The 20,850-nt window shown below is 72.0% G+C and carries 21 protein-coding genes; 10 read left to right on the top strand and 11 right to left on the bottom strand.

Annotated features, from left to right (window positions below):
• Positions 1-42: 42 nt before the first annotated feature.
• The 5 genes from minE to ABID77_RS13885 all read right to left on the bottom strand — a co-directional run bounded on the left by minE (position 43) and on the right by ABID77_RS13885 (position 3,837).
• The gene (gene minE / locus ABID77_RS13865) at positions 43-327 is read right to left on the bottom strand and encodes a cell division topological specificity factor MinE (protein WP_429596715.1); all 285 of its coding nucleotides are present in this window, start codon (positions 325-327) and stop codon (positions 43-45) included.
• A 3-nt stretch (positions 328-330) separates the two neighbouring features.
• Positions 331-1,146: a septum site-determining protein MinD gene (gene minD, locus ABID77_RS13870; protein WP_429596717.1), complete on the bottom strand. Its 816-nt coding sequence runs from the start codon at positions 1,144-1,146 to the stop codon at positions 331-333.
• Between the two features lie 53 nt (positions 1,147-1,199).
• Positions 1,200-1,979: a septum site-determining protein MinC gene (gene minC / locus ABID77_RS13875; RefSeq protein ID WP_429596720.1), complete on the bottom strand. Its 780-nt coding sequence runs from the start codon at positions 1,977-1,979 to the stop codon at positions 1,200-1,202.
• A 135-nt stretch (positions 1,980-2,114) separates the two neighbouring features.
• Entirely contained in the window at positions 2,115-3,404 is a 1,290-nt protein-coding gene (locus tag ABID77_RS13880) for a solute carrier family 23 protein (protein ID WP_429596723.1), read from the bottom strand.
• A 1-nt stretch (position 3,405) separates the two neighbouring features.
• Positions 3,406-3,837: a hotdog fold thioesterase gene (locus ABID77_RS13885; RefSeq protein ID WP_429596726.1), complete on the bottom strand. Its 432-nt coding sequence runs from the start codon at positions 3,835-3,837 to the stop codon at positions 3,406-3,408.
• Between the two features lie 110 nt (positions 3,838-3,947).
• Here ABID77_RS13885 and ABID77_RS13890 point away from each other — a divergent pair, with 110 nt between their 5' ends.
• The gene (locus tag ABID77_RS13890; protein WP_429596729.1) at positions 3,948-5,294 is read left to right on the top strand and encodes a hypothetical protein; all 1,347 of its coding nucleotides are present in this window, start codon (positions 3,948-3,950) and stop codon (positions 5,292-5,294) included.
• A 91-nt stretch (positions 5,295-5,385) separates the two neighbouring features.
• Positions 5,386-7,443: an acetoacetate--CoA ligase gene (locus ABID77_RS13895; RefSeq protein WP_429596732.1), complete on the top strand. Its 2,058-nt coding sequence runs from the start codon at positions 5,386-5,388 to the stop codon at positions 7,441-7,443.
• On the opposite strand, the gene ABID77_RS13900 is transcribed toward ABID77_RS13895, so the two are convergent.
• Both ABID77_RS13900 and ABID77_RS13905 read right to left on the bottom strand, forming a co-directional pair.
• Entirely contained in the window at positions 7,438-7,842 is a 405-nt protein-coding gene (locus ABID77_RS13900) for a phage holin family protein (protein ID WP_429596734.1), read from the bottom strand. The genes ABID77_RS13895 and ABID77_RS13900 overlap by 6 nt on opposite strands.
• A 174-nt stretch (positions 7,843-8,016) precedes the next feature.
• Entirely contained in the window at positions 8,017-8,922 is a 906-nt protein-coding gene (locus ABID77_RS13905; protein ID WP_429597323.1) for a LysR family transcriptional regulator, read from the bottom strand.
• 191 nt (positions 8,923-9,113) lie between these two features.
• On the opposite strand from ABID77_RS13905, the gene ABID77_RS13910 reads away from it, so the two are divergent.
• Together ABID77_RS13910 and ABID77_RS13915 are read left to right on the top strand one after the other, a co-directional pair.
• Positions 9,114-10,313, top strand: a complete 1,200-nt coding sequence (locus ABID77_RS13910) for an acyl-CoA dehydrogenase (RefSeq protein ID WP_429596737.1) — start codon at positions 9,114-9,116, stop codon at positions 10,311-10,313.
• An 11-nt stretch (positions 10,314-10,324) separates the two neighbouring features.
• The gene (locus ABID77_RS13915) at positions 10,325-11,578 is read left to right on the top strand and encodes a CaiB/BaiF CoA transferase family protein (protein ID WP_429596740.1); all 1,254 of its coding nucleotides are present in this window, start codon (positions 10,325-10,327) and stop codon (positions 11,576-11,578) included.
• A gap of 16 nt (positions 11,579-11,594) precedes the next feature.
• Here the strand turns inward: ABID77_RS13915 and ABID77_RS13920 are convergent, their stop codons facing one another.
• On the bottom strand, positions 11,595-12,068 hold the full coding sequence (locus ABID77_RS13920; protein ID WP_429596743.1) for a hypothetical protein: 474 nt from the start codon (positions 12,066-12,068) through the stop codon (positions 11,595-11,597).
• 72 nt (positions 12,069-12,140) lie between these two features.
• On the opposite strand from ABID77_RS13920, the gene ABID77_RS13925 reads away from it, so the two are divergent.
• Entirely contained in the window at positions 12,141-12,728 is a 588-nt protein-coding gene (locus ABID77_RS13925) for a DUF427 domain-containing protein (RefSeq protein ID WP_429596746.1), read from the top strand.
• A 34-nt stretch (positions 12,729-12,762) separates the two neighbouring features.
• On the opposite strand, the gene ABID77_RS13930 is transcribed toward ABID77_RS13925, so the two are convergent.
• From ABID77_RS13930 to ABID77_RS13940, 3 genes are read right to left on the bottom strand one after another with little or no spacing between them, the layout of a single operon-like run.
• Positions 12,763-13,755: a glutaminase gene (locus ABID77_RS13930; RefSeq protein ID WP_429596750.1), complete on the bottom strand. Its 993-nt coding sequence runs from the start codon at positions 13,753-13,755 to the stop codon at positions 12,763-12,765.
• Positions 13,752-14,768, bottom strand: coding sequence for a DMT family transporter (locus ABID77_RS13935; protein ID WP_429596753.1), 1,017 nt, complete (start codon positions 14,766-14,768; stop codon positions 13,752-13,754). The genes ABID77_RS13930 and ABID77_RS13935 overlap by 4 nt, the downstream gene beginning before the upstream one ends.
• Positions 14,769-14,779: 11 nt before the next feature.
• Positions 14,780-15,736 (bottom strand): LysR family transcriptional regulator, encoded by a 957-nt coding sequence (locus ABID77_RS13940; RefSeq protein WP_429596756.1) that lies wholly within the window; start codon positions 15,734-15,736, stop codon positions 14,780-14,782.
• Between the two features lie 106 nt (positions 15,737-15,842).
• On the opposite strand from ABID77_RS13940, the gene ABID77_RS13945 reads away from it, so the two are divergent.
• The 5 genes from ABID77_RS13945 to ABID77_RS13965 all read left to right on the top strand — a co-directional run bounded on the left by ABID77_RS13945 (position 15,843) and on the right by ABID77_RS13965 (position 20,832).
• Positions 15,843-16,958, top strand: a complete 1,116-nt coding sequence (locus tag ABID77_RS13945; protein WP_429596759.1) for an aryl-sulfate sulfotransferase — start codon at positions 15,843-15,845, stop codon at positions 16,956-16,958.
• 47 nt (positions 16,959-17,005) lie between these two features.
• Positions 17,006-17,971: an ABC transporter substrate-binding protein gene (locus tag ABID77_RS13950; RefSeq protein WP_429596762.1), complete on the top strand. Its 966-nt coding sequence runs from the start codon at positions 17,006-17,008 to the stop codon at positions 17,969-17,971.
• A gap of 164 nt (positions 17,972-18,135) precedes the next feature.
• A complete protein-coding gene (locus ABID77_RS13955) occupies positions 18,136-18,882 on the top strand; it encodes an ABC transporter ATP-binding protein (RefSeq protein ID WP_429596765.1) in 747 nt (248 codons plus the stop codon).
• Between the two features lie 52 nt (positions 18,883-18,934).
• Positions 18,935-19,813: an ABC transporter permease gene (locus tag ABID77_RS13960; RefSeq protein ID WP_429596768.1), complete on the top strand. Its 879-nt coding sequence runs from the start codon at positions 18,935-18,937 to the stop codon at positions 19,811-19,813.
• Between the two features lie 62 nt (positions 19,814-19,875).
• Entirely contained in the window at positions 19,876-20,832 is a 957-nt protein-coding gene (locus ABID77_RS13965; RefSeq protein WP_429596770.1) for an isopenicillin N synthase family dioxygenase, read from the top strand.
• The last annotated feature ends 18 nt before the right edge of the window (positions 20,833-20,850 follow it).

Below are 20,850 nucleotides of genomic sequence, written 5' to 3' on the forward strand. Positions count from 1 at the left end.
ACTCTCCAAGGTTGCGCGACCCGGCGCCGCGCGGGGGGACGGTCAGCGCGCCGGCGCCGGCGTCGGTGCGCTTTCGGGAAGCTCGATCTTGATGTCCAGCACTTCGAGGTCGTCCTGCCGCTCCAGATGGACCTTGATGTCCTCGGGGTTGATCGAGACGTACTTGGAGATGACCGCCATCAGCTCGCGCTGGAGGTCGGGGAGGTAGTCCGGTCGCTTGGTGGCGCTCAGGCCCGAGCGTTCATGGGCGAGGATGATCTGCAGCCGCTCCTTGGCGACGGTGGCCGTTTTCTTCTTTTCGCCCAGAAGGAAGGAGAGGAAGGACATGGCTTACTTGCCTCCGAACAGGCGCTTGAAGAAGCCCGGCTTCTCGGCTTCGGTGAAGCGCATCGGGCGGTCCTCGCCGAGGAAGCGCGCCACGACGTCGGTGTAGGCCTCGGAGACGTCCGTGCCCTTGTCGTGGATGGCGGGCACGCCCTGGTTGGAGGCGTTGAGCACGGTCTCCGATTCCGGGATGACGCCGATGAGCTTGATGCGCAGGATGTCCTGGATGTCCTCGAGCGACAGCATCTGGCCGCCGGCCACGCGGTGCGGGTTGTAGCGCGTGATGAGCAGGTGCTCCTTGATCGGCTCGGCGCCGTCCTTGGCGCGCTTGGTCTTGCTCCCGAGCATGCCCAGGATGCGGTCGGAGTCGCGCACCGAGGAGACCTCGGGGTTGGTGACGATCAGCGCCTCGTCGGCGAAGTGCATCGCCATCAGGGCGCCGGTCTCGATGCCCGCGGGCGAGTCGCACACGATGTAGTCGAAGTCCATCGCCGAGAGCTCCTTGAGCACGCGCTCGACGCCGTCCTGCGTGAGGGCGTCCTTGTCGCGCGTCTGCGAGGCGGCCAGCACGAACAGGTTGTCGCACTGCTTGTCCTTGATCAGCGCCTGCGTCAGGTTGGCCTCGCCCTGGATGACGTTGATGAGGTCGTACACCACGCGGCGCTCGCAGCCCATGATCAGGTCGAGGTTGCGCAGTCCGACGTCGAAGTCGATGACGGCCGTCTTCTTGCCGGCCAGCGCCAGCCCCGTCGAGAAGCTGGCGCTCGTGGTCGTCTTGCCGACGCCGCCCTTGCCGGAGGTCACCACCACTATCTTGGCCATCGATTTGTTCCTTGTACGCTTTTTCGGTTGTTGGGTTGTCTTGGGACGGGCCATCAGAGGAGGGCGTCCATCAAGAGCTTCTTGTCGTCCAGATGGATCTGGACCGCCTTGCCCTGCAGGTGCGCGGGCAGGTCGACTTCGGAGGTGCGGTAGATGCCCGCGATGGCCACGAGCTGGGCTTCCATGCAGGTCGTGAAGATGCGCGCGCTGGTGTCGCCGCGGGCGCCGGCGATGGCCTTGCCCCGCAGCGGCGCGTAGACGTGGACGTTGCCGTCGGCGATGACCTCGGCGCCGAAGTTCACCACCGCCAGCACGATGACGTCGCCGCCGCGCGCATACACCTGCTGGCCCGAGCGCATCGGCTTGTCGATGACCAGCGTGCTGCCGGGCACCGGCACCTCGCGCACGATCTGCACGGGCTCGCTCGCGGCGGCCGGGGCCGGGGCGGGGGCCGGCGCGCTCGCGCGGGCGCCGGGGGTGGGGGCGACGGGCATCGCGGCGATCGACAGGCCGGCGGCGCGCGCCGCGGCGTTGTGGGCGTCGCTGCCGCCGCGCAGGGCGATGGGCTGGGTCTGGTAGCGCGCGAGTAGGTCGCGCAGCACGCGGAAGTCGATGGCCGCCGGCGGTCCGCCGCCCTGGTGCTCGGGCAGTTGCGAGAGGTCGATGACGACCGGTTCCTGTTCGAAGAAGTCCGGCGAATCGGCCAGCTGCTCCTGCAGCGCGGCCGCCAGCAGCCGCAGGTCGGCCGTCTTCAGGATCACCGCGATCAGCGGCAGCGTGGCGCTCTTGAATTCGAAAACCGCCTTGGTGCGCGCGGCTGAAGCATCGGCCATGGGATGAATTCGTCCGAAAAGCGGAGAAGTCTAACGGGGCGGGCCGGCCGGCGATAGCGCGGTGTTCGGTCGGCACCCGGGGTCTTGGCGCCGCCGCCGCCCGATCCCCGGCCCCGGGTCGTCACGTCGATGCGATCAGGCGTTTCGCGCCCGGCCCAGCAGCGCCCACAGGATCAGCGCGCCGAAGGTGGCCGTGCCGATGCCGCCGAGCGCGAACTGGCCGAACTTCAGGGTGAAGTCGCCGGTGCCGACGATCAGCGTGATGGCCGCCACGATCAGGTTGCGGTTCTGCGAGAAGTCGACCCGGTTGTCGACCCAGATCTTGGCGCCGGCCACCGCGATCAGGCCGAAGACGACGATGCTCACGCCGCCCATCACCGGCAGCGGGATGGCCTGGATCAGCGCGCCGAACTTCGGGCTGAAGCCCAGCAGCAGCGCGATGACCGCCGCCACCACGAACACCGCCGTCGAGTAGATGCGCGTGGCGGCCATGACGCCGATGTTCTCGGCGTAGGTCGTCACACCGGTGCCGCCGGCCATGCCGCTGACCACCGTGGCGACGCCGTCGCCGATGAAGGCGCGGCCGATGAGCGGGTCGAGGTTGCGCCCCGTCATGGCGGTCACGGCCTTGAGGTGGCCCAGGTTCTCGGCCACCAGCACGATGGCCACCGGCGCGATCAGCAGCATGGCGTTGCCGGTGAACACCGGCGCCGTGAAGGCCGGCAGGCCGAACCACGCCGCGGCGGCGATGCCGCCGAGGTCGACCGGCTTGCCCAGCCCGAGGCCGTTGGTCAGCACCGCGTAGACCGCCGTCGCCAGCAGCAGGCCGACCAGGATCAGCAGGCGCTGCACCATGCCGCGCGCGAACACCGCCACCAGCCCGACGCACAGGAAGGTCATGGCCTGCATCCAGGCGTCGAAGTTGCCGGCGGCCATGTTCTTGATCGGCACGTTGGCCAGATTCAGGCCGATGACCGCCACCACCGCCCCGGTGACCACCGGCGGCATGAAGCGCTCGATCCAGCCGGTGCCGATGGCCTGCACCAGCGCCCCGATGGCGACGTAGAGCACGCCGCAGGCGACGATGCCGCCGAGCGCGACGGCGATGTTGGCGTTGGGCCCCGGCCCGGCGTAGCCGCTCGCCGCGATCACCACGCCGATGAAGGCGAAGCTCGAGCCGAGGTAGCTCGGCACCCGGCCGCCGGTGATGAAGAAGAAGATCAGCGTGCCCACGCCGCTCATCAGGATGGCGATGTTGGGGTTGAAGCCCATGAGGATCGGCGCCAGCACGGTGGCGCCGAACATCGCGATCACGTGCTGCACGCCCATGACGGCGGTCTGCGGCCACGGCAGGCGCTCGTCGGGAGCGACGACGGCGCCGTCGGCGGGGGCGCGGACCTCGCGCCACTGGAAGAGGGCACCCATGTCAGCGTTCCGCGCGCGGCAGCAGGATCGCCATCGTCAGGCGCGAGACGCAGGTGAGCTCGCCCGCGTCGTTGGTCATGTCGATCTGCCAGACGTGCGTGGTGCGCCCGCGATGCACCGGCCGCGCCGTGCCGGTGACCCAGCCGCCCGTGGCCGCGCGCAGGTGGTTGGCGTTGATGTCCAGGCCGACGGCGCGGTGGCCCTCGGGCGCGGCGTAGTAGGCGCCGCTGGAGCCCAGCGTCTCGGCCAGCACCACCGACACGCCGCCGTGCAGCAGGCCGTAGGGCTGGACCGTGCGCTCGTCGACCGGCACGCGGCCGCGCAGGAAGTCGTCGCCGACCTCGGTGAACTCGATGCCCAGCCGCGAGATGGCGGTGTTCAGGGCGCCCTGGTTGAGCAGGTCGAGCGAGATCGTTTTTTGCCAGATGGCCATGCGGATTCCTGAAGGGGAGGAGGGGCGGGACGGGGACCCAAAACTATAGCGACGGCGGCCGTCGCTTCCGTGGCCGTGGGACGCCCGCGTTGACCCTTAAGCTGTACGTCATGACATCACCCGTTCGACGACGACTGGCCCTGGGTGCGCTCGCGCTGGGGGCCGTGGCCGCCGTCGCGGCGGGATTCGCGATCTGGAAGCTGCCCGGCGACGACGAGGTCGCCGCGCGCGTGATCCGGGAGTTCGACGAGCGCACCGGCATCGGACTGAGGATCGGCCGCCTGCACTGGTCGCTGTGGCCGCGCCCGAACGTCGTGGTGGAGGACGTCGCCACCGTGCAGGACGAGCCCATCCGCGTGCGCCGCGCCTCGGCCGTGATGCCGTGGGGCGCGGTCTTCGCGCGCGAGCTGCGCCTGGAGGCGGTCGAGGCCGACGGCATCGCCCTGCCGCGAGGCTCGGTACGGGCCTTCCGCGGCAAGGGCGGCGCCGGCGTGTCGGAGGCCACCGGCGCCTGGAAGGTGGCCGACACGCCCGTGCCGCGCGCGCGCTTCACCGACCTGACCTGGATCGACCGCCGGGGCATCGCCCTGCGCTACGACGGCGAGGCCGAATTCGACCCGCACTGGCGCCCGCGCACCGCCGAGGTCCGCCGCCGCGAGGTCGAGCCGCCCGCGCGGGCGCGCATCGAGCGCGAGGACCCGCAGACCGACCGCTGGCGCGTGATCGTCGAGCTGGCCAACGGCACCTGGAACGGCGACGCGGCCCTGCAGACGGCGCCAGAGGGCCGGATGACCCTGACCGGGCAGCTGCAGCCGCAGCGGATCGACCTGGAACTGCTGCTGCAGACCTTCGGACGCGGCGCCCCGGTGGCGGGCACGCTGCGCGGCGACACCACCTTCGACGCCACCGGCGACACCGTGCCGGCGCTGTGGCGGGGCCTGCGCACGCGCACCCGCTTCGACGTGCGGCCGGCCACGCTCACGCGCTTCGACCTCGCCCGCGCCGTGAAGAGCGCCGGCACCACGCGCGGCGGCCGCACGCCGCTCGACCAGCTTACCGGAACGCTCGACACGCGCACCACCGACGACGGCGTGGAGCTGAACTACCGCGACCTGAAGGCGCGCTCGGGCATCCTCACCGCGACGGGCAACGCGCGCATCCTCAACCGCCGGCTCGAGGGCGAGGCGGCGGTGGACATCGTCGACGGCGTGGTCGGCGTGCCGCTCAAGCTCGGCGGCACGCTCGACAGCCCCGAGCTGTCGCTCACCGGCGCCGCGCTCGCCGGCGCGGCGGTGGGCACGGCGGTGCTGCCCGGCGTCGGCACGGCGATCGGGGCGCGCATCGGGCAGCAGATCGAGCGGTTGTTCGGGGGTGGGAAGGACAAGGACGGAAAGGACGGGAAGAACGGGACGAGGGGTGAGGCCAGACCGCCGATCCGGGGGGCGCGAGCGCCCTGAGGCGCGTCGCGCAGCGGACAGGCGCCGGCCTGCGCACCGGACATTCCCCAGGGCCCCTGGCCGCACGGCGGACCTAAGCTCCCTGGCATCCATGACCGCCCATCCCGCTCCCACCTCCGCGCCCGTCCCTTCTTCCTCCGCCCCCGCCGCCGCCCACGTCCCCCTGATCCGCCGCTACCAGGACTGGCTGCGCGCCACGCGCGGCATCACCTTCGACGACTACGACGCGCTCTGGCGCTGGTCGGTCACCGACCTCGACGGCTTCTGGCGCAGCGTCTGGGATTACGCCGACGTGCGGTCGCCCGACCGGCCGGAGACGGTGCTGGCCGAGCGCCGCATGCCGGGCGCGGTGTGGTTCCCCGGCACGCGAGTGAACTACGCGCGCGAGGTGCTGCGCCACGTCGACGCCGCGCACGCGGCCGGCGTGCCGGCGATCGTCGCCGAGGACGAGCGCGGCGTCGTGCGCGAGCTGTCGTGGCCCGAACTGCGGCGCCAGGTCGCCTCGGTCGCGCTGGCGCTGAGGTCGCTCGGCGTGCGGCGCGGCGACCGTGTCGCGGCCTACCTGCCCAACGTGCCCGAGACCATCGTCGCCTTCCTGGCGTGTTCGAGCATCGGCGCGGTCTGGAGCGTGTGCGCGCCCGACATGGGCACCGCCGCCGTGGTCGACCGTTTCCGCCAGATCGAGCCGGTCGTGCTCATCGCCACCGATGGCGTGCACTACGGCGGCCGGCCGCTCGACCGCTCGGCGGTGGTGCGCGAGCTGCGCGACCAGCTGCCCAGCGTGCGCCATCTGCTGCTCGTGCGCAGCGGCTTCGCCACCGGCGCGCTGGATGCCGAGGCCGACTGGGCCGAAGCCGCCGCGCGCGACGACGCCGAGGTCGCCGCCTTCGAGCCCGAGTGGCTGCCCTTCGACCACCCGATCTGGATCCTCTATTCGAGCGGCACCACCGGCCTGCCCAAGGCCATCGTCCACGGGCAGGGCGGCATCATCCTCACGATGCACGCGTGCGGGCTGCACAACGACATCGGCGCGGCCTACGGCGCCAACAACGCCGGCGAGCGCTACCACTGGTACAGCTCCACCGGCTGGGTGATGTGGAACTCGCAGCTCGCGGGCCTGGCGATGGGCGCGACCGTCGTGCTGTACGACGGCCATCCGGCCGGCAGCCGCGAGCGGCCCGATTGGGGCGTGCTGTGGCGCTTCGTGGCGCGCCACCGCGTCACCTTCTTCGGCGCCGGCGCGGCCTACTTCGCCAACTGCATGAAGGCCGGACTCGACGTCGCGGCCTGCGGCGACCTCTCGCACGTGCGCGCGCTCGGCAGCACCGGCTCGCCCCTGCCCGAGGAGGTGCAGCGCTGGGGCAGCGCGCAGCTCGCCGCCGCCGGCGCGTCCGGCGTGTGGTGGTGCAACATCTCCGGCGGCACCGACTTCTGCGGCGCCTTCGTCGGCGGCCACCGCGAGCTGCCCGAGGTGCCCGGCCAGATGCAGTGCCGCCAGCTCGGCGCGGCGGTCGAGGCCTGGAACGAGCAGGGCCAGCCGGTCGTCGGCGAGGTCGGCGAGCTGGTCTGCGTGCAGCCCATCCCGTCGATGCCGCTGTACCTCTGGAACGACCCGGACCGGGCGCGCTACCTGTCGAGCTACTTCGACACCTACCCGGGCGTCTGGCGCCACGGCGACTGGCTGCGCATCGGCGCGGACGGCGGCTGCGTCATCTACGGCCGCAGCGACGCCACCATCAACCGCCAGGGCCTGCGCATGGGCACCAGCGAGATCTACAGCGCCGTCGAGCGCCTGCCGGAGGTGGTCGACTCGATGGTGGTCGACCTCGAATACCTGGGGCGCGAGAGCTGCATGCCGCTGTTCGTGGTGCTGCGCGACGGCGTCGTGCTCGACGACGCCTTGCGCGAGCGCATCGCCCAGGCCATCCGCACCTCGCTGTCGCCGCGCTTCGTGCCCGACGAGGTGCACCAGGTGGCGGAGATCCCGCGCACGCTGTCGGGCAAGAAGCAGGAGCTGCCGATCAAGAAGCTGCTGCTGGGCCAGCCGCTGGAGAAGGTGGTCAACAAGGAGGCGATGGCCAATCCGGGCTGCCTGGACTGGTACGTGGCGCTCGCGGCCCGGCGCGCGGGCGCGGCGACGGGGTCATAGCCAGAGGCCGCCCTGCGGCATCCGGATCTCCATCGCCGGATCGCCGCCGCCGCCGAGCAGCGAGGCGATCACCAGGCTCAGCAGCGAGACGAAGATGCTGGCGAAGAAGGCGGTCCAGAAGCCCGAGACCCGGAAGCCCCGCACCAGCGCCGAGACCAACAGGATCATCAGCGCGTTGATGACCAGCAGGAACAATCCGAAGGTCAGGAAGGTCAGCGGCAGCGTCAGCACGATCAGCAGCGGCTTGACCACCGCGTTGGCGAAGCCCAGCAGCAGGGCCGATACCGCCAGCGCGCCGGTGGTGTCGAAGCGCAGGCCGCGGAACAGGTGGCTGGCCACCCAGAGCGAGAAGGCGATGACGGCCCAGTGGACGAGGAAGGGGATCAGGGTCTGGAGCATGGGGGCACGAGGAAGTCGATGGCGTCGGCGAAGCGACGAAGGACCGGAGGATGCCGCCCGGGCGCGCCCCGCCGTATCGGTGGGCATGCCCAGGCGCTGTCGCCGGCGACCGTCTCGACCCGCCGGTCGCGCGAACGCCGGACCGCGCACGCCGCCGGCAACGGCCCGGGAACCTCAGGGTTCGCCTCGCGCCTGCGCCGCGATCCAGTCGCGGAACAGCGCCAGCGCCGGCCGCTCGTCCGGCAGCGCGGGTTCCACCAGCAAGTAGCCGCGCTCGCCGCGCAGCGGCCGGTCGCAGGCGATCACGAGTTCGCCGCGCGCGAGCTCGGCCTCGATCAGCATGCGCGGGATCAACGCGCAGCCCAGCCCGTGGCCGGCGGCCGTCGCGGTCATGGAGAACAGCTCGTAGCGCGGACCGCCGTGCGCGTGCGGCGCTTCCACGCCCTGGGCCTCGAACCACTGGCGCCAGCCGTCGGGGCGCGTGCTCTGCTGCAGCAGCGGCAGTCGCGCGATCGCCGCCGGGTCGATCCACGTGCGCGGCGCGATCAGCGCCGGGCTGCAGACCGGCACGACGTCCTCCGGCAGCAGCACGGTCGAGCGCGTGCCGGCCCAGTTCGCCGCCTGCGCGGCCGTGCCCGCCCAGAGCGCGGCGTCGAAGGGCGTGTCGGTGAACAGGAAGGGGCGGGTGCGCGTCTCGATGTGCACCGTGATGTCCGGGTGCCGCGCCGCGAAGTCCGGCAGCCGCGGGATCAGCCAGCGGGTCGCGAAGGTCGGCACCGCCGCCAGCTGCAGCGCGCCGCCCTGGCCCCGGCGCGCCATCGCGTCGAGCGTGTCGCGCTCCATGGTGTCGAGCTGGCGCGCGATCTGCCGCGCGTAGTCGGCGCCGGCCGGCGTCAGCGCGACGCCGTGCCGGGTGCGCCGGAACAGCGCCATGCCCAGGAAGGCCTCCAGCGCCGTGATCTGGCGCGACACGGCGCTCTGCGTGAGCGACAGCTCCTGCGCGGCGCGCGTGTAGCTCTCGTGGCGCGCGGCGGCCTCGAAGCAGACCAGCGCCTGGGTCGACGGGATTTTTCTTCGCATGGTATGCGTGGGTTGCATGGTGGAAATCGATGCGCCTTCGCTTGGAATCGCCCGGTGCAGGTAGGCATCATCGCGCCTTGACGTGCGTTTTGCGCATGACTGGGTGTCGAATCATCGTTTGCGCGGCCCGGTCGCGAGGCTTAGCATGGGTGATCCTTCCAGACCCATCCAACGACCCGGAGACACGCGCCATGGCCACCAAAGCTTTCTTCCATTGGGACGACCCGCTGCTGCTCGACGCCCAGCTCACCGACGACGAACGCATGATCCGCGACGCCGCCAACGCCTACTGCCAGGAGCGCCTCGCCCCGCGCGTCGTCGAGGGCTTCCGCAGCGGCGAGACCGACCCGGCGATCTTCCGCGAGATGGGCGAGCTGGGCCTGCTCGGCCCGACCATCCCCGAGCAGTACGGCGGCCCGGGCCTGAACTACGTCGCCTACGGCCTGATCGCCCGCGAGGTCGAGCGCGTCGATTCGGGCTACCGCTCGATGGCCAGCGTGCAGAGCTCGCTCGTCATGGTGCCGATCAACGAGTTCGGCACCGAGGCGCAGAAGCAGAAGTTCCTGCCGAAGCTGGCGACGGGCGAATGGATCGGCTGCTTCGGCCTGACCGAGCCCGACCACGGCTCCGACCCGGGCAGCATGGCCACCCGCGCCAAGAAGGTGCCGGGCGGCTATTCGCTGTCGGGCAGCAAGATGTGGATCAGCAACTCGCCGCTGGCCGACGTCTTCGTGGTGTGGGCCAAGGAGGTCAGCGAGGCCGGCGCCGTCGGCCCGATCCGCGGCTTCGTGCTGGAGAAGGGCATGGCCGGCCTCAGCGCCCCGGCGATCCACGGCAAGGTCGGCCTGCGCGCCAGCATCACCGGCGAGATCGTGATGGACGGCGTCTTCTGCCCCGAGGAGAACGCGTTCCCCGAGGTGCAGGGCCTCAAGGGCCCGTTCACCTGCCTCAACAGCGCCCGCTACGGCATCTCCTGGGGCGCGCTCGGCGCGGCCGAGGACTGCATGCACCGCGCCCGCCAGTACACGCTCGACCGCAAGCAGTTCGGCCGCCCGCTGGCGGCCAACCAGCTGATCCAGAAGAAGCTGGCCGACATGCAGACCGAGATCGCGCTGGGCCTGCAGGGCAGCCTGCGCCTGGGCCGCATGAAGGACGAGGGCACGGCCTCGGTCGAGATCACCTCGATCATGAAGCGCAACAATTGCGGCAAGGCGCTCGACATCGCCCGCCTGGCGCGCGACATGATGGGCGGCAACGGCATCAGCGACGAGTTCGGCGTCGCGCGCCACCTGGTGAACCTGGAGGTGGTCAACACCTACGAGGGCACGCACGACATCCACGCGCTGATCCTGGGCCGCGCGATCACCGGCATCGCGGCGTTCTCGAACTGAGTCGCGCGCGGATGACGACGGACAAGACCGCGGGCGCCCTCGCGGGCATCAAGGTGCTCGACCTCTCCCGCGTGCTCGCGGGCCCGTGGTGCACGCAGATCCTCGCGGACCTGGGCGCCGACGTCGTGAAGATCGAGCGGCCCGGCGTGGGCGACGACACGCGCGCCTGGGGCCCGCCGTTCCTGAAGGACGCCGAGGGCCGCGACACCGACCAGGCCACCTACTTCACGGCCTGCAACCGCAACAAGCGCTCGGTCACCGTCGACATGGCCACGCCCGAGGGGCAGGCGCTGCTGCAGCGCATGGCCGCGCGGAGCGACATCGTGGTGGAGAACTTCAAGACCGGGGGTCTCGCGCAGTACGGCCTCGACTTCGAAAGCCTGCGCGCGGCCAACCCGCGCCTCGTCTACTGCAGCATCACCGGCTTCGGCCACGACGGGCCGCACGCCAACCGCGCCGGCTACGACCTGATGATCCAGGCCACCAGCGGGATGATGAGCATCACCGGCCGTCCGGACGACGCGCCCGGCGGCGGGCCGTTGCGCGTGGGCGTGGCGCTCACCGACCTGTTCACCGGCGTCTACGCCAGCACGGCCATCCTCGCCGCGCTGGAGGTGCGCCATCGCACCGGTCGAGGCCAGCACATCGACATGGCGCTGCTCGACGTCGGCATGGCGATCCTGGCCAACCAGGCCAGCGCCTTCCTCAACACCGGCGGCGTGCCGCAGCGCCAGGGCAACAGCCACCCGAGTCTGGCGCCCTACCAGGACTTCCCGACCCAGGACGGCGCGATGCTGCTGGCCATCGGCAACAACGGCCAGTTCGCCCGCTTCTGCGAGGCCGCCGGGCATCCGGAGTGGTCGGCCGACGAGCGCTTCGCCACCAACACGCTGCGCGTGACGCACCGCGCGGTGCTGATCCCGGCGATGCGGGAGGTCACGCGCACGCGCACCACGGCCGACTGGATCGCGCTGCTGGAGGACAAGGCCGTGCCCTGCGGGCCGATCAACGACATCGCGCAGGCCTTCGACGACCCGCAGGTGAAGGCGCGCGGCCTGGCCGTGGCGCTGCCGCGCGACGGCCGGGCGCTGGGCGACGGCATCGAGCGCATCGTCGGCGTCGCCAGTCCGTTGCGGCTGGCGGACAACCCGCCGGTGCTGCGCCACGCGCCGCCGGCCCTGGGCCAGCACACCGACGAGGTGCTCGCCGAGTTCGGGCTCGACGCCGCGCAACGCGCGGCATTGCGCGCGGCCGGCGCGATCTGAAAGTGTCGGCAGGGTCTCAGCGCGGCCGCTCGTAGCCGTTCTCGATCCACGCGGCGGCGGCGTCGGCCGTCAGCCTGAAGGTCGGCGGCACGCGGATCTCGGCGAGCGTGTCGCCGTGCGCGTCCTGGGCGCTGAGCACGGCGTGCGGGTTGTCCTCGTCCGGCACGATGCGCAGCGCCACGCGGATGCGCTCGGAACCGTCGCCCACGTTCACGTGCTTGTTCAGCCGCGCGTGCAGCTGCTGCTCGTGGCGGCGCAGGACCTCGTTGGCGGTTTTGACCAGGGTGTGGAAGGCGGGCGCGTCGAGCGGCTTGGGGTTCTTCTTGTCGCGGCCCATGGTCCAGGGGCCGACCAGCGCGGGCTCGGGGTCGCCGTGGCGCGTCATGGCCACGGCCCAGCCGTCGTCGTCCTCGTTCTTGATGACCTGCGCGGTCCAGGCTTCGTCGCGCCAGCGGGTGGCTTCCTGAATGGGTTCGAGTTCGTCGTTCATGGGGCGACCGTACTACGGGCCGGGGCCGATGTCGGCATGATGGGGTGGAAGTCCTCACAGGAGATTGCCGCCATGACCGCCGACGCATCCGCTTCCCGCGACGACGACGACGAACAGGAACGCCGCGCCTGGGCGCGCTCGCTGTGGCGCCACGTGGGCGACGTGCGCCCGCCGTTCGCCGTCGCGCCCGGTCCCGGCCAGGTGTCGGTCTGGGATTTCCCCCGCCCGCCGCGCATCGCGCCCGACGCGCGCGAGGTCGTCGTCCACGCCGGCGACGTCGAGATCGCCCGCACCCGGCGCGCCCTGTGCGTGCGGGAGACCGCCAGCCCGCCGACCTGGTACCTGCCGCGCGCCGACGTGCGCCAGGACCTGATCGTGCCGGCCGCCGGCGACTCGTTCTGCGAGTGGAAGGGCACGGCGCGCTATGCGTCGGTGCTGCTGCCGGACGGCCGGCGCTTCGAGGCCGTGGCTTGGTGGTATCCGGCGCCGCTGCCGCACTACGCCGCCCTGGCCGGCCACGTCGCCTTCTACCCGCAGCCGCTCGACTGCCGCGTCGACGGCCTGCGCGTGGTGCCCCAGCCCGGCCGTTTCTACGCCGGCTGGATCACGCCCGAGCTGGTCGGCCCGTTCAAGGGCGCGCCGGGGTCGGAAGGCTGGTGAGCGGGCTGGTCGCGCGGCAACGCGCGGCGCCGGCTCAGAACACCGACAACCCCGTCTTCCCCACGAACAGCTCCAGCGCCTTCAGCCCCAGCAGCGAGTTGCCGGCGGCGTCGAGCGCGGGCGACCAGACGCACAGGGTGAGCCGGTCGGGCACCACGGCGACGATGCCGCCGCCCACGCCGCTCTTGCAGGGCAGGCCGATGGAAAAGGCGACGTCGCCGGCGGCGTCGTAGGTGCCGCAGGTCAGCATCAGCGCGTTGATGCGGCGGGCCTGGCAGTCGGTGACGACGGCCTCGGCATCGGTGCCACCACCGTCGGCACGCTCGCCACTCAGCGGATGGATGCCGTCGCGGCAAAGGAAGCCGGCCGCGCGCGCGAGCTGCGCGCAGCTCATGCGGATCGCGCACTGGTGGAAGTACATGTCCAGCACGTCGGCCACGTCGTTGTCGATCTTGCCGAAGCTCTTCATGAAGTTGACCAGGGCGACGTTGCGGAAGCCCGTCGCCGCCTCGGACGCGGCGACTTCCGCGTCGAACGCGACCGCCTCGCCGGCGAGGTCCGACATCAGCGCCAGGATGTCGTCGCGGGCGTCGCGCGGTCCGCCGCCGGGACGGTCGCCGTCGCCCTCGCACGCGCCGGCGCGCGCCTGCGTGACCAGCCGGTCGGCCACCGCCAGCGCGCCGGCATTGATGAACGGGTTGCGCGGGCGTCCGGCCTCGAACTCCAGCTGCACCAGCGAGTTGAACGGGTTGCCCGAGGGCTCGCGGCCGATGCGTTCCCACAGCCGGTCGCCCAGGCAGCGCATGGCCAGCGTCAGCGTGAAGAGCTTGGACACGCTCTGGATCGAGAACGGCTCGCGCGCGTCGCCGGCGCAAGCCTCCTCGCCGTCGTGGGTGCGCAGGGCGATGCCGAAGCGCTCGGCCGGCACGCGCGCGAGTGCGGGGATGTAGCTGGCCACGGTGCCGGCGGCCCCCAGCAGCGGGCGGATCTCGGCGTCGATCTCGTCGAGGACGGTCTGGAAGTTCATCGGGGTCGGATGGTCGTGGGGGCGGGCGCGGCCGGGTCGGCGGGCGGCGCGGCCGAGGCGGGCATGACCGCCGTCGCCGTCGCCGTCGCCGTCGCCGGCGCCCCGGCCGGGCGCGGCGCCGTGCCGCGGTTGACCATCACCACGCCCAGGCCGACGCCGGCGAGCGCCAGCAGCAGTTGCAGGGTGAGCGGCTCGCCCAGCAGCGCGACGCCGAACACCAGCGCGAACACCGGCGTCAGGAAGGTGAAGGAGGCGATGCGCGTGGCCGGGTAATGGCGCAGCAGCCACATCCACGCCAGGTAGCTGGCGAAGGCGCCGATGCCGGTCTGCAGCGCGATGGAGCCCCAGGCGGCGGCCGAGTACGACAGGCCGCGCGCCTCGCCCGTCAGCAGCGACAGCACCGGCGTCACCGCCGCCGTGACGGCGATCTGATAGAAGAGCGTCTTCTCCGCACTGGCGGTCGCGAGGCGGGTGGTGCGGATCGCCAGCGTCGTCAGGCCCCACAGCACGCCGCCGGCGAGCCCGAGGGCGTCGCCGCGCCACCGGCCGGTGCCCGCGCCGTGGCCGAACAGGCTCTCGCCGAAGGCCACCACCACGCCGGCGAAGGCCAGCGCCAGCCCCAGCCACTGCACGCCGCGCAGGCGCTCGCCCGGCACGAAGCGCGGCAGCAGCAGCGCCACGACGAAGGGCGCGGTGTAGAGGAACACCGTCAGGCGCGAGGCGCTGGTGTGCTGCAGCCCGACGTAGATGCAGACGAACTCGCCCGCGAACAGCGATCCCACCAGCAGTCCGCCGGCGAGCGTGCCGTCGCGGCCGAACAGCGCGATGCCGCGCGCGCGGCACCACGCCATCAGCAGCAGCACCGCGCCGGCCATGCGCAGCGAGGCCTGCCACATGGGCGGCACCTCGGCCACGGTGGACTTGATGAGGATCTGCTGCAGCCCCCAGAACGCGCAGCAGGCGACCAGCACGCGGATGGCGACGGCGTCGAGGTGGGTCTTGCGTTCGGTCATGGCCGCCGAGCCTACCGCGCGAAGCCGTCCTGGCGCAGCGGCGGACCGAGGGCGTCGAAGCGCTGGCCGATGGCCATCAGCGCCGCCTCCAGGAACTGCAGGAACATGCCCATCGCCACCGACGTCGTCTGGCCGCTGCGCTGGTAGAGGCAGCTGAAGGAGCGCGAGCCGGCATCGGCCAGGGCGGTCCAGACGATGCGGCCCTGCGCCACGTCCTCGGCCACGTTCTCCGGGATCAGGAAGCCGATGCCGGTGCCGCCGGCCACCAGGCGCCGCACCATCGCCACCGAGCTGGTCTCCACCAGCGGGCGGGCGGCGCGGTGCTCGCGCAGGTCGATCTGGTCGACCATCGCGCGCAGCTCGGTGTCGGGCGTGAGCAGGATCAGCGGGTGGTCCAGGCAGTCGCGCAGGCGCGGCAGGCGGCCCGGCGGCGGCGCGAGCGGATGGCCCGGCGCCGTCACCAGGCCGAGCTGCTGCGGGAAGGCGCGCACCTCCTCGATGCCCGGCGGGGGCTTGCGGCGCAGGCAGAAGCCGAGGTCGGCCTCGCCGTTGGCGACCCACTTCAGGATGCTCTCGCCGTTGCCCGAGCGCACGCCGTAGGTCACGCCCGGGTAGCGCTTCATGGCCGCCTCGATCACCTCGGGCACCAGCTGCTCGGCCGACGAGTGCGAGACGGCGAGGTTGATGTGGCCGCGCCGCAGCGAGCGCAGGTCCTCGACCTGGGTCAGCGCGTGGTCGAAGTCGCGCTGGGCGCGGCGCACCGCCGCCACCATGATCTCGCCGGCGGTGGTCAGCTGCATGCCGCGCGGCAGGCGGTCGAACAACGGCGTGCCGACCTGCTCCTCCAGGTTGAGCACCTGCTGGTGCACGGCGGCGGCGGTGAGGTGCAGCGACTCGGCGGCCTTGCGGATCGAGCCGCGCCGGGCCACCTCGTCGAAGCAGCGGAAGTTCTGGGAAATCGAGCGCATCGGGGCACTGTACGGTTTTTGCTGACGCGCCGTTCGAAACAATCAGGTTTTACGGACGCGGACATCGGCATAGATTCGCCCCATCCCAGCTTCCCAGGAGCCCGTCTTGGCCACCACCGTCGACCAGATCACCCAGCGCCGCCGTGGCGTCGGCCTCATCGCCCACGATCCGGCGCTGTCCGCCGGCGGCTACACGCTCATCGCGCCGCAGACGGCCGGCGGCCGCGTCGTCCTGATCGACATCGAAGGCACCGTGGTCCACGAGTGGCGGATGCCGGTGCGCCCCGGTCGCCACGCGGTCATCCTGGAGAACGGCAACCTGGGCTACAACGGCAGCCACGCGAACTCGCCCGACCTCTACGCGGCCTGGTCGATGTGGCACGGCGGCGATTTCTCCGAGGTCACGCCCGAGGGCGAGGTCGTCTGGCACTACGAGGACCCGGCGCACCACCACGACGCGCGCTGGCTCGCCAACGGCAACCTGCTCTACGCCGCCTGCGCCCCGGTGCCGCCCGGTTTCGCCGAGCGCGTGCCCGGCGGCACCGCGCACGGCCCGGACGAGCCGATGGTCGGCGACGTGATCCGCGAGGTGAACCGCGCCGGCGAGCTGGTCTGGGAATGGAAGTCGTGGGAGCACCTCGATCCGGCCGACTTCCCGATCCACCCGGGTTTCGGCCGCTACCACTGGCCGCTGGTCAACGGGCTGGACGTCGACGGCGAGGGCCGCGTGCTCATGAGCCTGCGCACCACCGCCGGCATCATCGGCGTGGACAAGGCCACGGGCGACGTCGCGCTGCACATCCCGCCGAGCGTGGTGTCGCACCAGCACGCGCCAGTGGCGCTGCCCAACGGCCGCATCCTGGCCTTCGACAACGGCAACTTCCGCGCCGGCGCCCACGTCGCCTTCTCGCGCGTGCTGGAGATCGATCCGGCGACGAACGAGGTGACCTGGTCGTACGCCGACGAGATGGTCAACGCCTTCTTCACCGCCTTCATGGGCAACGCGCAGCCGCTGCCCAACGGCAACGTGCACATCACCGAGTCGGCCACGGGCCGGCTGTTCGAGGTCACGCGCGCGGGCGAGGTGGTCTGGGAGTACGTGATCCCCTGGTTTGCCGAATACCCCGACGCCGCCGCGCGCCGGACCGGCCCGGGCCGGCTCAACAGCGTGTTCCAGACCTGGCGCTACGCCGCCGGCCAGATCCCCTGGCTCGCGGCATGAATCCCGCATCGCCTCTTTCCCATCCCCCACGCTCCACGGAATCCGACATGACCGCAGCCCTTTTCCGCCGCACCGCCCTCGCGCTGGCGCTGGCCGCCGTTTCGCTCGCCGCGCTGCCGGCGGCGGCGCAGGACGTCCGGCCGGTGCGCATCCTCACCAACTGGTTCGCGCAGCCCGACCAGGCCGGCTACTGGCAGGCGCAGCAGGACGACCTGGGCCGCGCCGCCGGCCTGAGGATCAGCGTGCTGCAGGGCGGCCCGAAGATCCAGACCATCCCGCAGGTGGCCTCCGGCCAGGCCGAGTTCGGCATCGGCAACGCCGACGACGTGCTGCTCGCGCGATTGCGCGGTGCCCCGGTGCGGGCGGTGTTCGCGCACCTCGACCACGTGCCCTACGCGCTGGTCTATCACGCCGATCCGGCCGTGAAATCCATCGTCGACCTGCAGGGCCGCACCTTCGCGGTCAACGTCGGCAACGCCTACTGGGAATGGACCAAGAAGCAGTACAAGCTCGCCGGCACGCGCGAGATCCCGGTCAGCGGCGACCTGAGCCTGTTCCGCAACGACCCCAGGATGGTGCAGCAGGGCTACTCGCTCTACCTGCCCGCGCGCATGGCCGAGGCCGGCATCCCGGTGCAGTCGATCACGCTGGCCTCGCTGGGCTACCGGCCGTACAACGTCCTCTTCACCACCGACGACATGATCAAGAAGAACCCGGCACTGGTGAAGGCTACCGTCGCCGCCGTGCAGAAGGGCTGGGCCAACTACGTGCGCGACCCCTCGGGACTGAAGCCGATGTTCGCGGAGATGAACAAGCAGATCTCGCCGGCCGTCTACGACGCGGCCAACAAGGAGATGATCGAGAAGCTGATCTCCCACGACCTGGGCCGCATCGGCTGCATGAGCGACGCGCGCTGGAGCGAACTCGCCGGCCAGCTGCGCAGCGTCGCCTTCCTGCCGGCCGGCTTCGACGAGAAGCAGGCCTACGACCGCACGCTGGTCCCCGGGTGCTGAGATGAAGACCACCCCCAGTCTTCGCGCACTCCGTGTCGCTTCGCCAACCCCCTTGCAGGGGGCAACACCGGTGGCCCGGCGGAGCCGGTTCCACGGTGTTTCCGGTATCGCGTCGTGCCGGTTTCATCGGCCTTGGGTGGCGCGTTGCGCCATGGAGCACTGACATGTCCCGTGGTGCCGACATCCATCTGAAAGGCGTCTCCAAGCGCTTCGACAACGGCCTGCGGGCGCTCGACCGGGTCGACCTGGACCTGCGCGCGGGCGAGTTCGTGTCGATCGTCGGGCCGTCGGGCTGCGGCAAGTCGACGCTGCTGCGCATCGTCGCCGGGCTGGTCGCGCCCAGCACCGGCACCTGCGAGCGGCCGGCGGACGTCGAGACCGCCTTCGTGTTTCAGGAGGCCGCGCTGCTGCCCTGGCGCAACGTCGAGCGCAACGCCCAGCTGCTGATGGAACTGGAGGGCCACCCGCCGGACGAGCGCCGCGCGCGCGCCGCCGAGGCGCTGGCGCTGGTCGGGCTGGCGGGCTTCGAGAAGTCCTATCCCCACCACCTCTCGGGCGGCATGCGCATGCGGCTGTCGCTGGCCCGCGCCCTGGCGCTGCGCCCCGGTCTGCTGCTGCTCGACGAGCCGCTCGCCGCCGTCGACGAGCTCACGCGCGACATCCTGCAGGAGGAGCTCTCGGCCCTGTGGCGCCAGGCCGGCTTCACGGCCGTGCTGGTCACGCACAACGTGCACGAGGCGGTGTTCCTGTCCGACCGCGTGGTGGTGATGTCGCCGCGCCCGGGCCGCATCGTCGACGTCGTCGACGTGCCCTTCGCCTTCCCGCGCGCGCCGGAGCTGCGCGCCGCGCCCGAGTTCGCGCGGCTCACCGGCGAGGTCACGGCCGCGCTGCGCCGCCCCATCCCCGCCTGACGTCCGACCGACCCACCGACCGACCGCGCCCTGCGCCACGGAACCCCACGCCATGTCCTCCTCGCCCATCACCGTCATCTCCGGCGCGCGCAAGTCCGCCGGCCGCGGCCCCGCCGCCGACGCCGTCGTGCGGCCGACCTCGCGCGCGGCCGCCTTCGCGCAGGCGGCCTGGCCGGTCGGCGCCGTCGCGGTGCTCGCCATCGCGGCGTGGTGGCTGCTGACCGCCACCGTCTACCAGGGCAAGGGCTACCTGGTGCCGGCGCCGCAGGAGGTGGCGGCGGCCGTGGCCGAGAACGCCGGCGTGCTGGCGCTCGCCACGCTCACCACCCTGAAGGAGGCGACGCTGGGCTACCTGCTGGCGATCGTCGGGGGCATCGGGCTGGCGGCGCTGATGAGCCAGTCGCGCCTGCTCGAACGCAGCATCTACCCGTACGCGGTGCTGCTGCAGACCGTGCCGGTGGTGGCCGTCGCGCCGCTGATCGTGCTCTGGTTCGGCTACAACGACCTGTCGGTGATCGTCATCAGCTTCATCATGGCGCTGTTCCCGGTCGTCAACAACACGCTGCTGGGACTGCGCTCGACCTCGCGCAACCTCACCGAGCTGTTCGCGCTGCACACCACCAGCCGCTTCACGTCCTTCGCCAAGCTGCAGCTGCCCGGCGCGCTGCCGCACATCATCGCGGGGCTGCGCATCTCCGCCGGGCTGTCGGTGATCGGCGCCATCGTGGGCGAGTTCATCATCGGCTCGGGCAACGCGCAGGGCGGCCTGGGCGTGCAGATCGTCTTCGCCCAGGGCCGCATGTACACCGCGCTGCTGTTCGCCGAGGTCATCGCCGCGACGCTGCTGGGCTTCCTGTTCTTCATGGTGGTCAGCGGCATCGGTCGGCTGCTGCTGAAGAACTGGCACGAGTCGGCCGTCGGCAGGGGATGATGGCGGGGGAGGGCGCCGCCCGCGACCGGCACCGCCCGACCGAGATGGAAGGACTTCCCCGCATGACCGCTCCCGACCGCCTGCCCGCCGCGCCCGTCGCTGGCATCCCCCTCGTCGACATCGCCGGCCTGGCCGCGCCCGACGAGGCCGCCCGCCGCGCCGTCGCCGCGCGCATCGGCGCCGCCTGCCGCGACGTCGGCTTCTTCGCCATCGCCGGCCACGGCGTGCCGGCCGCGCTGGTCGAGGCGGCGTTCGCCCAGGGCGCGCGCCTGTTCGCATTGCCCGCCGCGGCCAAGCGTGAAATGGCGATCGACCGGCTCGGCAGCAACCGGGGCTACGTCGGCCTGGGTGTCGAGGCGCTCGACGAAAAAGCGGCGGCCGACCACAAGGAGGCCTTCAACCTGATCTGGAGCGACGACGGCCGCACCCGGCCGGCCAACGTCTGGCCGCCGCTGCCGGACTTCCGCGCCACGCTGCAAGCCTACTTCGACGCGGTGCTCGAGGTCGGCACGCGGCTGCACCGGGCGTTCGCGCTCGACCTGGAGTTGCCGGAGGATTTCTTCGCCGACCGGATCGACCGCCCGCTCGCCACCCTGCGCCTGCTGCGCTATCCGGCGCCGTCGCCGTCCACGGCGGCGGCCGAGGCGGACCGCCCCGGCGCCGGCGTCCACACGGACTACGGCAACGTCACGCTGCTGGCGACCGACGGCGTCGCCGGGCTGCAGGTGCGGCGGCGCGACGGCGGCTGGATCGACGTGCCCGCGCTGCCCGGCGCCTTCGTCTGCAACATCGGCGACTGCCTGATGCGCTGGACCAACGACGTCTACGTCTCGACGCCGCACCGCGTGCGCCGGCCGGCGGCCGAGCGGCATTCGATCGCCTTCTTCCTCGACCCGAACCCGGAGGCGCTGGTCGCCGCGATCCCCTCGTGCGTGCCCGCGGGCGAAGCGCCGCGCCACGCGCCGATCACGACGCACGACTACCTGCAGCAGCGCTTCGCCGCCACGTACGGGCGGTAGCGGGCCGGGTCGGGCCGC

It is taken from the genome of Variovorax sp. PvP013, assembly GCF_050435945.1.
Classification (GTDB): domain Bacteria; phylum Pseudomonadota; class Gammaproteobacteria; order Burkholderiales; family Burkholderiaceae_C; genus Variovorax.

What these genes read in the sequence shown, in the direction of transcription:
- minE (WP_429596715.1), bottom strand. Translation starts at nt 327, where the DNA reads ATGTCCTTCCTCTCCTTCCTTCTGGGCGAAAAGAAGAAAACGGCCACC.
- minD (WP_429596717.1), bottom strand. Translation starts at nt 1,146, where the DNA reads ATGGCCAAGATAGTGGTGGTGACCTCCGGCAAGGGCGGCGTCGGCAAG.
- minC (WP_429596720.1), bottom strand. Translation starts at nt 1,979, where the DNA reads ATGGCCGATGCTTCAGCCGCGCGCACCAAGGCGGTTTTCGAATTCAAG.
- ABID77_RS13880 (WP_429596723.1), bottom strand. Translation starts at nt 3,404, where the DNA reads ATGGGTGCCCTCTTCCAGTGGCGCGAGGTCCGCGCCCCCGCCGACGGC.
- ABID77_RS13885 (WP_429596726.1), bottom strand. Translation starts at nt 3,837, where the DNA reads ATGGCCATCTGGCAAAAAACGATCTCGCTCGACCTGCTCAACCAGGGC.
- ABID77_RS13890 (WP_429596729.1), top strand. Translation starts at nt 3,948, where the DNA reads ATGACATCACCCGTTCGACGACGACTGGCCCTGGGTGCGCTCGCGCTG.
- ABID77_RS13895 (WP_429596732.1), top strand. Translation starts at nt 5,386, where the DNA reads ATGACCGCCCATCCCGCTCCCACCTCCGCGCCCGTCCCTTCTTCCTCC.
- ABID77_RS13900 (WP_429596734.1), bottom strand. Translation starts at nt 7,842, where the DNA reads ATGCTCCAGACCCTGATCCCCTTCCTCGTCCACTGGGCCGTCATCGCC.
- ABID77_RS13905 (WP_429597323.1), bottom strand. Translation starts at nt 8,922, where the DNA reads ATGCGAAGAAAAATCCCGTCGACCCAGGCGCTGGTCTGCTTCGAGGCC.
- ABID77_RS13910 (WP_429596737.1), top strand. Translation starts at nt 9,114, where the DNA reads ATGGCCACCAAAGCTTTCTTCCATTGGGACGACCCGCTGCTGCTCGAC.
- ABID77_RS13915 (WP_429596740.1), top strand. Translation starts at nt 10,325, where the DNA reads ATGACGACGGACAAGACCGCGGGCGCCCTCGCGGGCATCAAGGTGCTC.
- ABID77_RS13920 (WP_429596743.1), bottom strand. Translation starts at nt 12,068, where the DNA reads ATGAACGACGAACTCGAACCCATTCAGGAAGCCACCCGCTGGCGCGAC.
- ABID77_RS13925 (WP_429596746.1), top strand. Translation starts at nt 12,141, where the DNA reads ATGACCGCCGACGCATCCGCTTCCCGCGACGACGACGACGAACAGGAA.
- ABID77_RS13930 (WP_429596750.1), bottom strand. Translation starts at nt 13,755, where the DNA reads ATGAACTTCCAGACCGTCCTCGACGAGATCGACGCCGAGATCCGCCCG.
- ABID77_RS13935 (WP_429596753.1), bottom strand. Translation starts at nt 14,768, where the DNA reads ATGACCGAACGCAAGACCCACCTCGACGCCGTCGCCATCCGCGTGCTG.
- ABID77_RS13940 (WP_429596756.1), bottom strand. Translation starts at nt 15,736, where the DNA reads ATGCGCTCGATTTCCCAGAACTTCCGCTGCTTCGACGAGGTGGCCCGG.
- ABID77_RS13950 (WP_429596762.1), top strand. Translation starts at nt 17,006, where the DNA reads ATGACCGCAGCCCTTTTCCGCCGCACCGCCCTCGCGCTGGCGCTGGCC.
- ABID77_RS13955 (WP_429596765.1), top strand. Translation starts at nt 18,136, where the DNA reads ATGTCCCGTGGTGCCGACATCCATCTGAAAGGCGTCTCCAAGCGCTTC.
- ABID77_RS13960 (WP_429596768.1), top strand. Translation starts at nt 18,935, where the DNA reads ATGTCCTCCTCGCCCATCACCGTCATCTCCGGCGCGCGCAAGTCCGCC.
- ABID77_RS13965 (WP_429596770.1), top strand. Translation starts at nt 19,876, where the DNA reads ATGACCGCTCCCGACCGCCTGCCCGCCGCGCCCGTCGCTGGCATCCCC.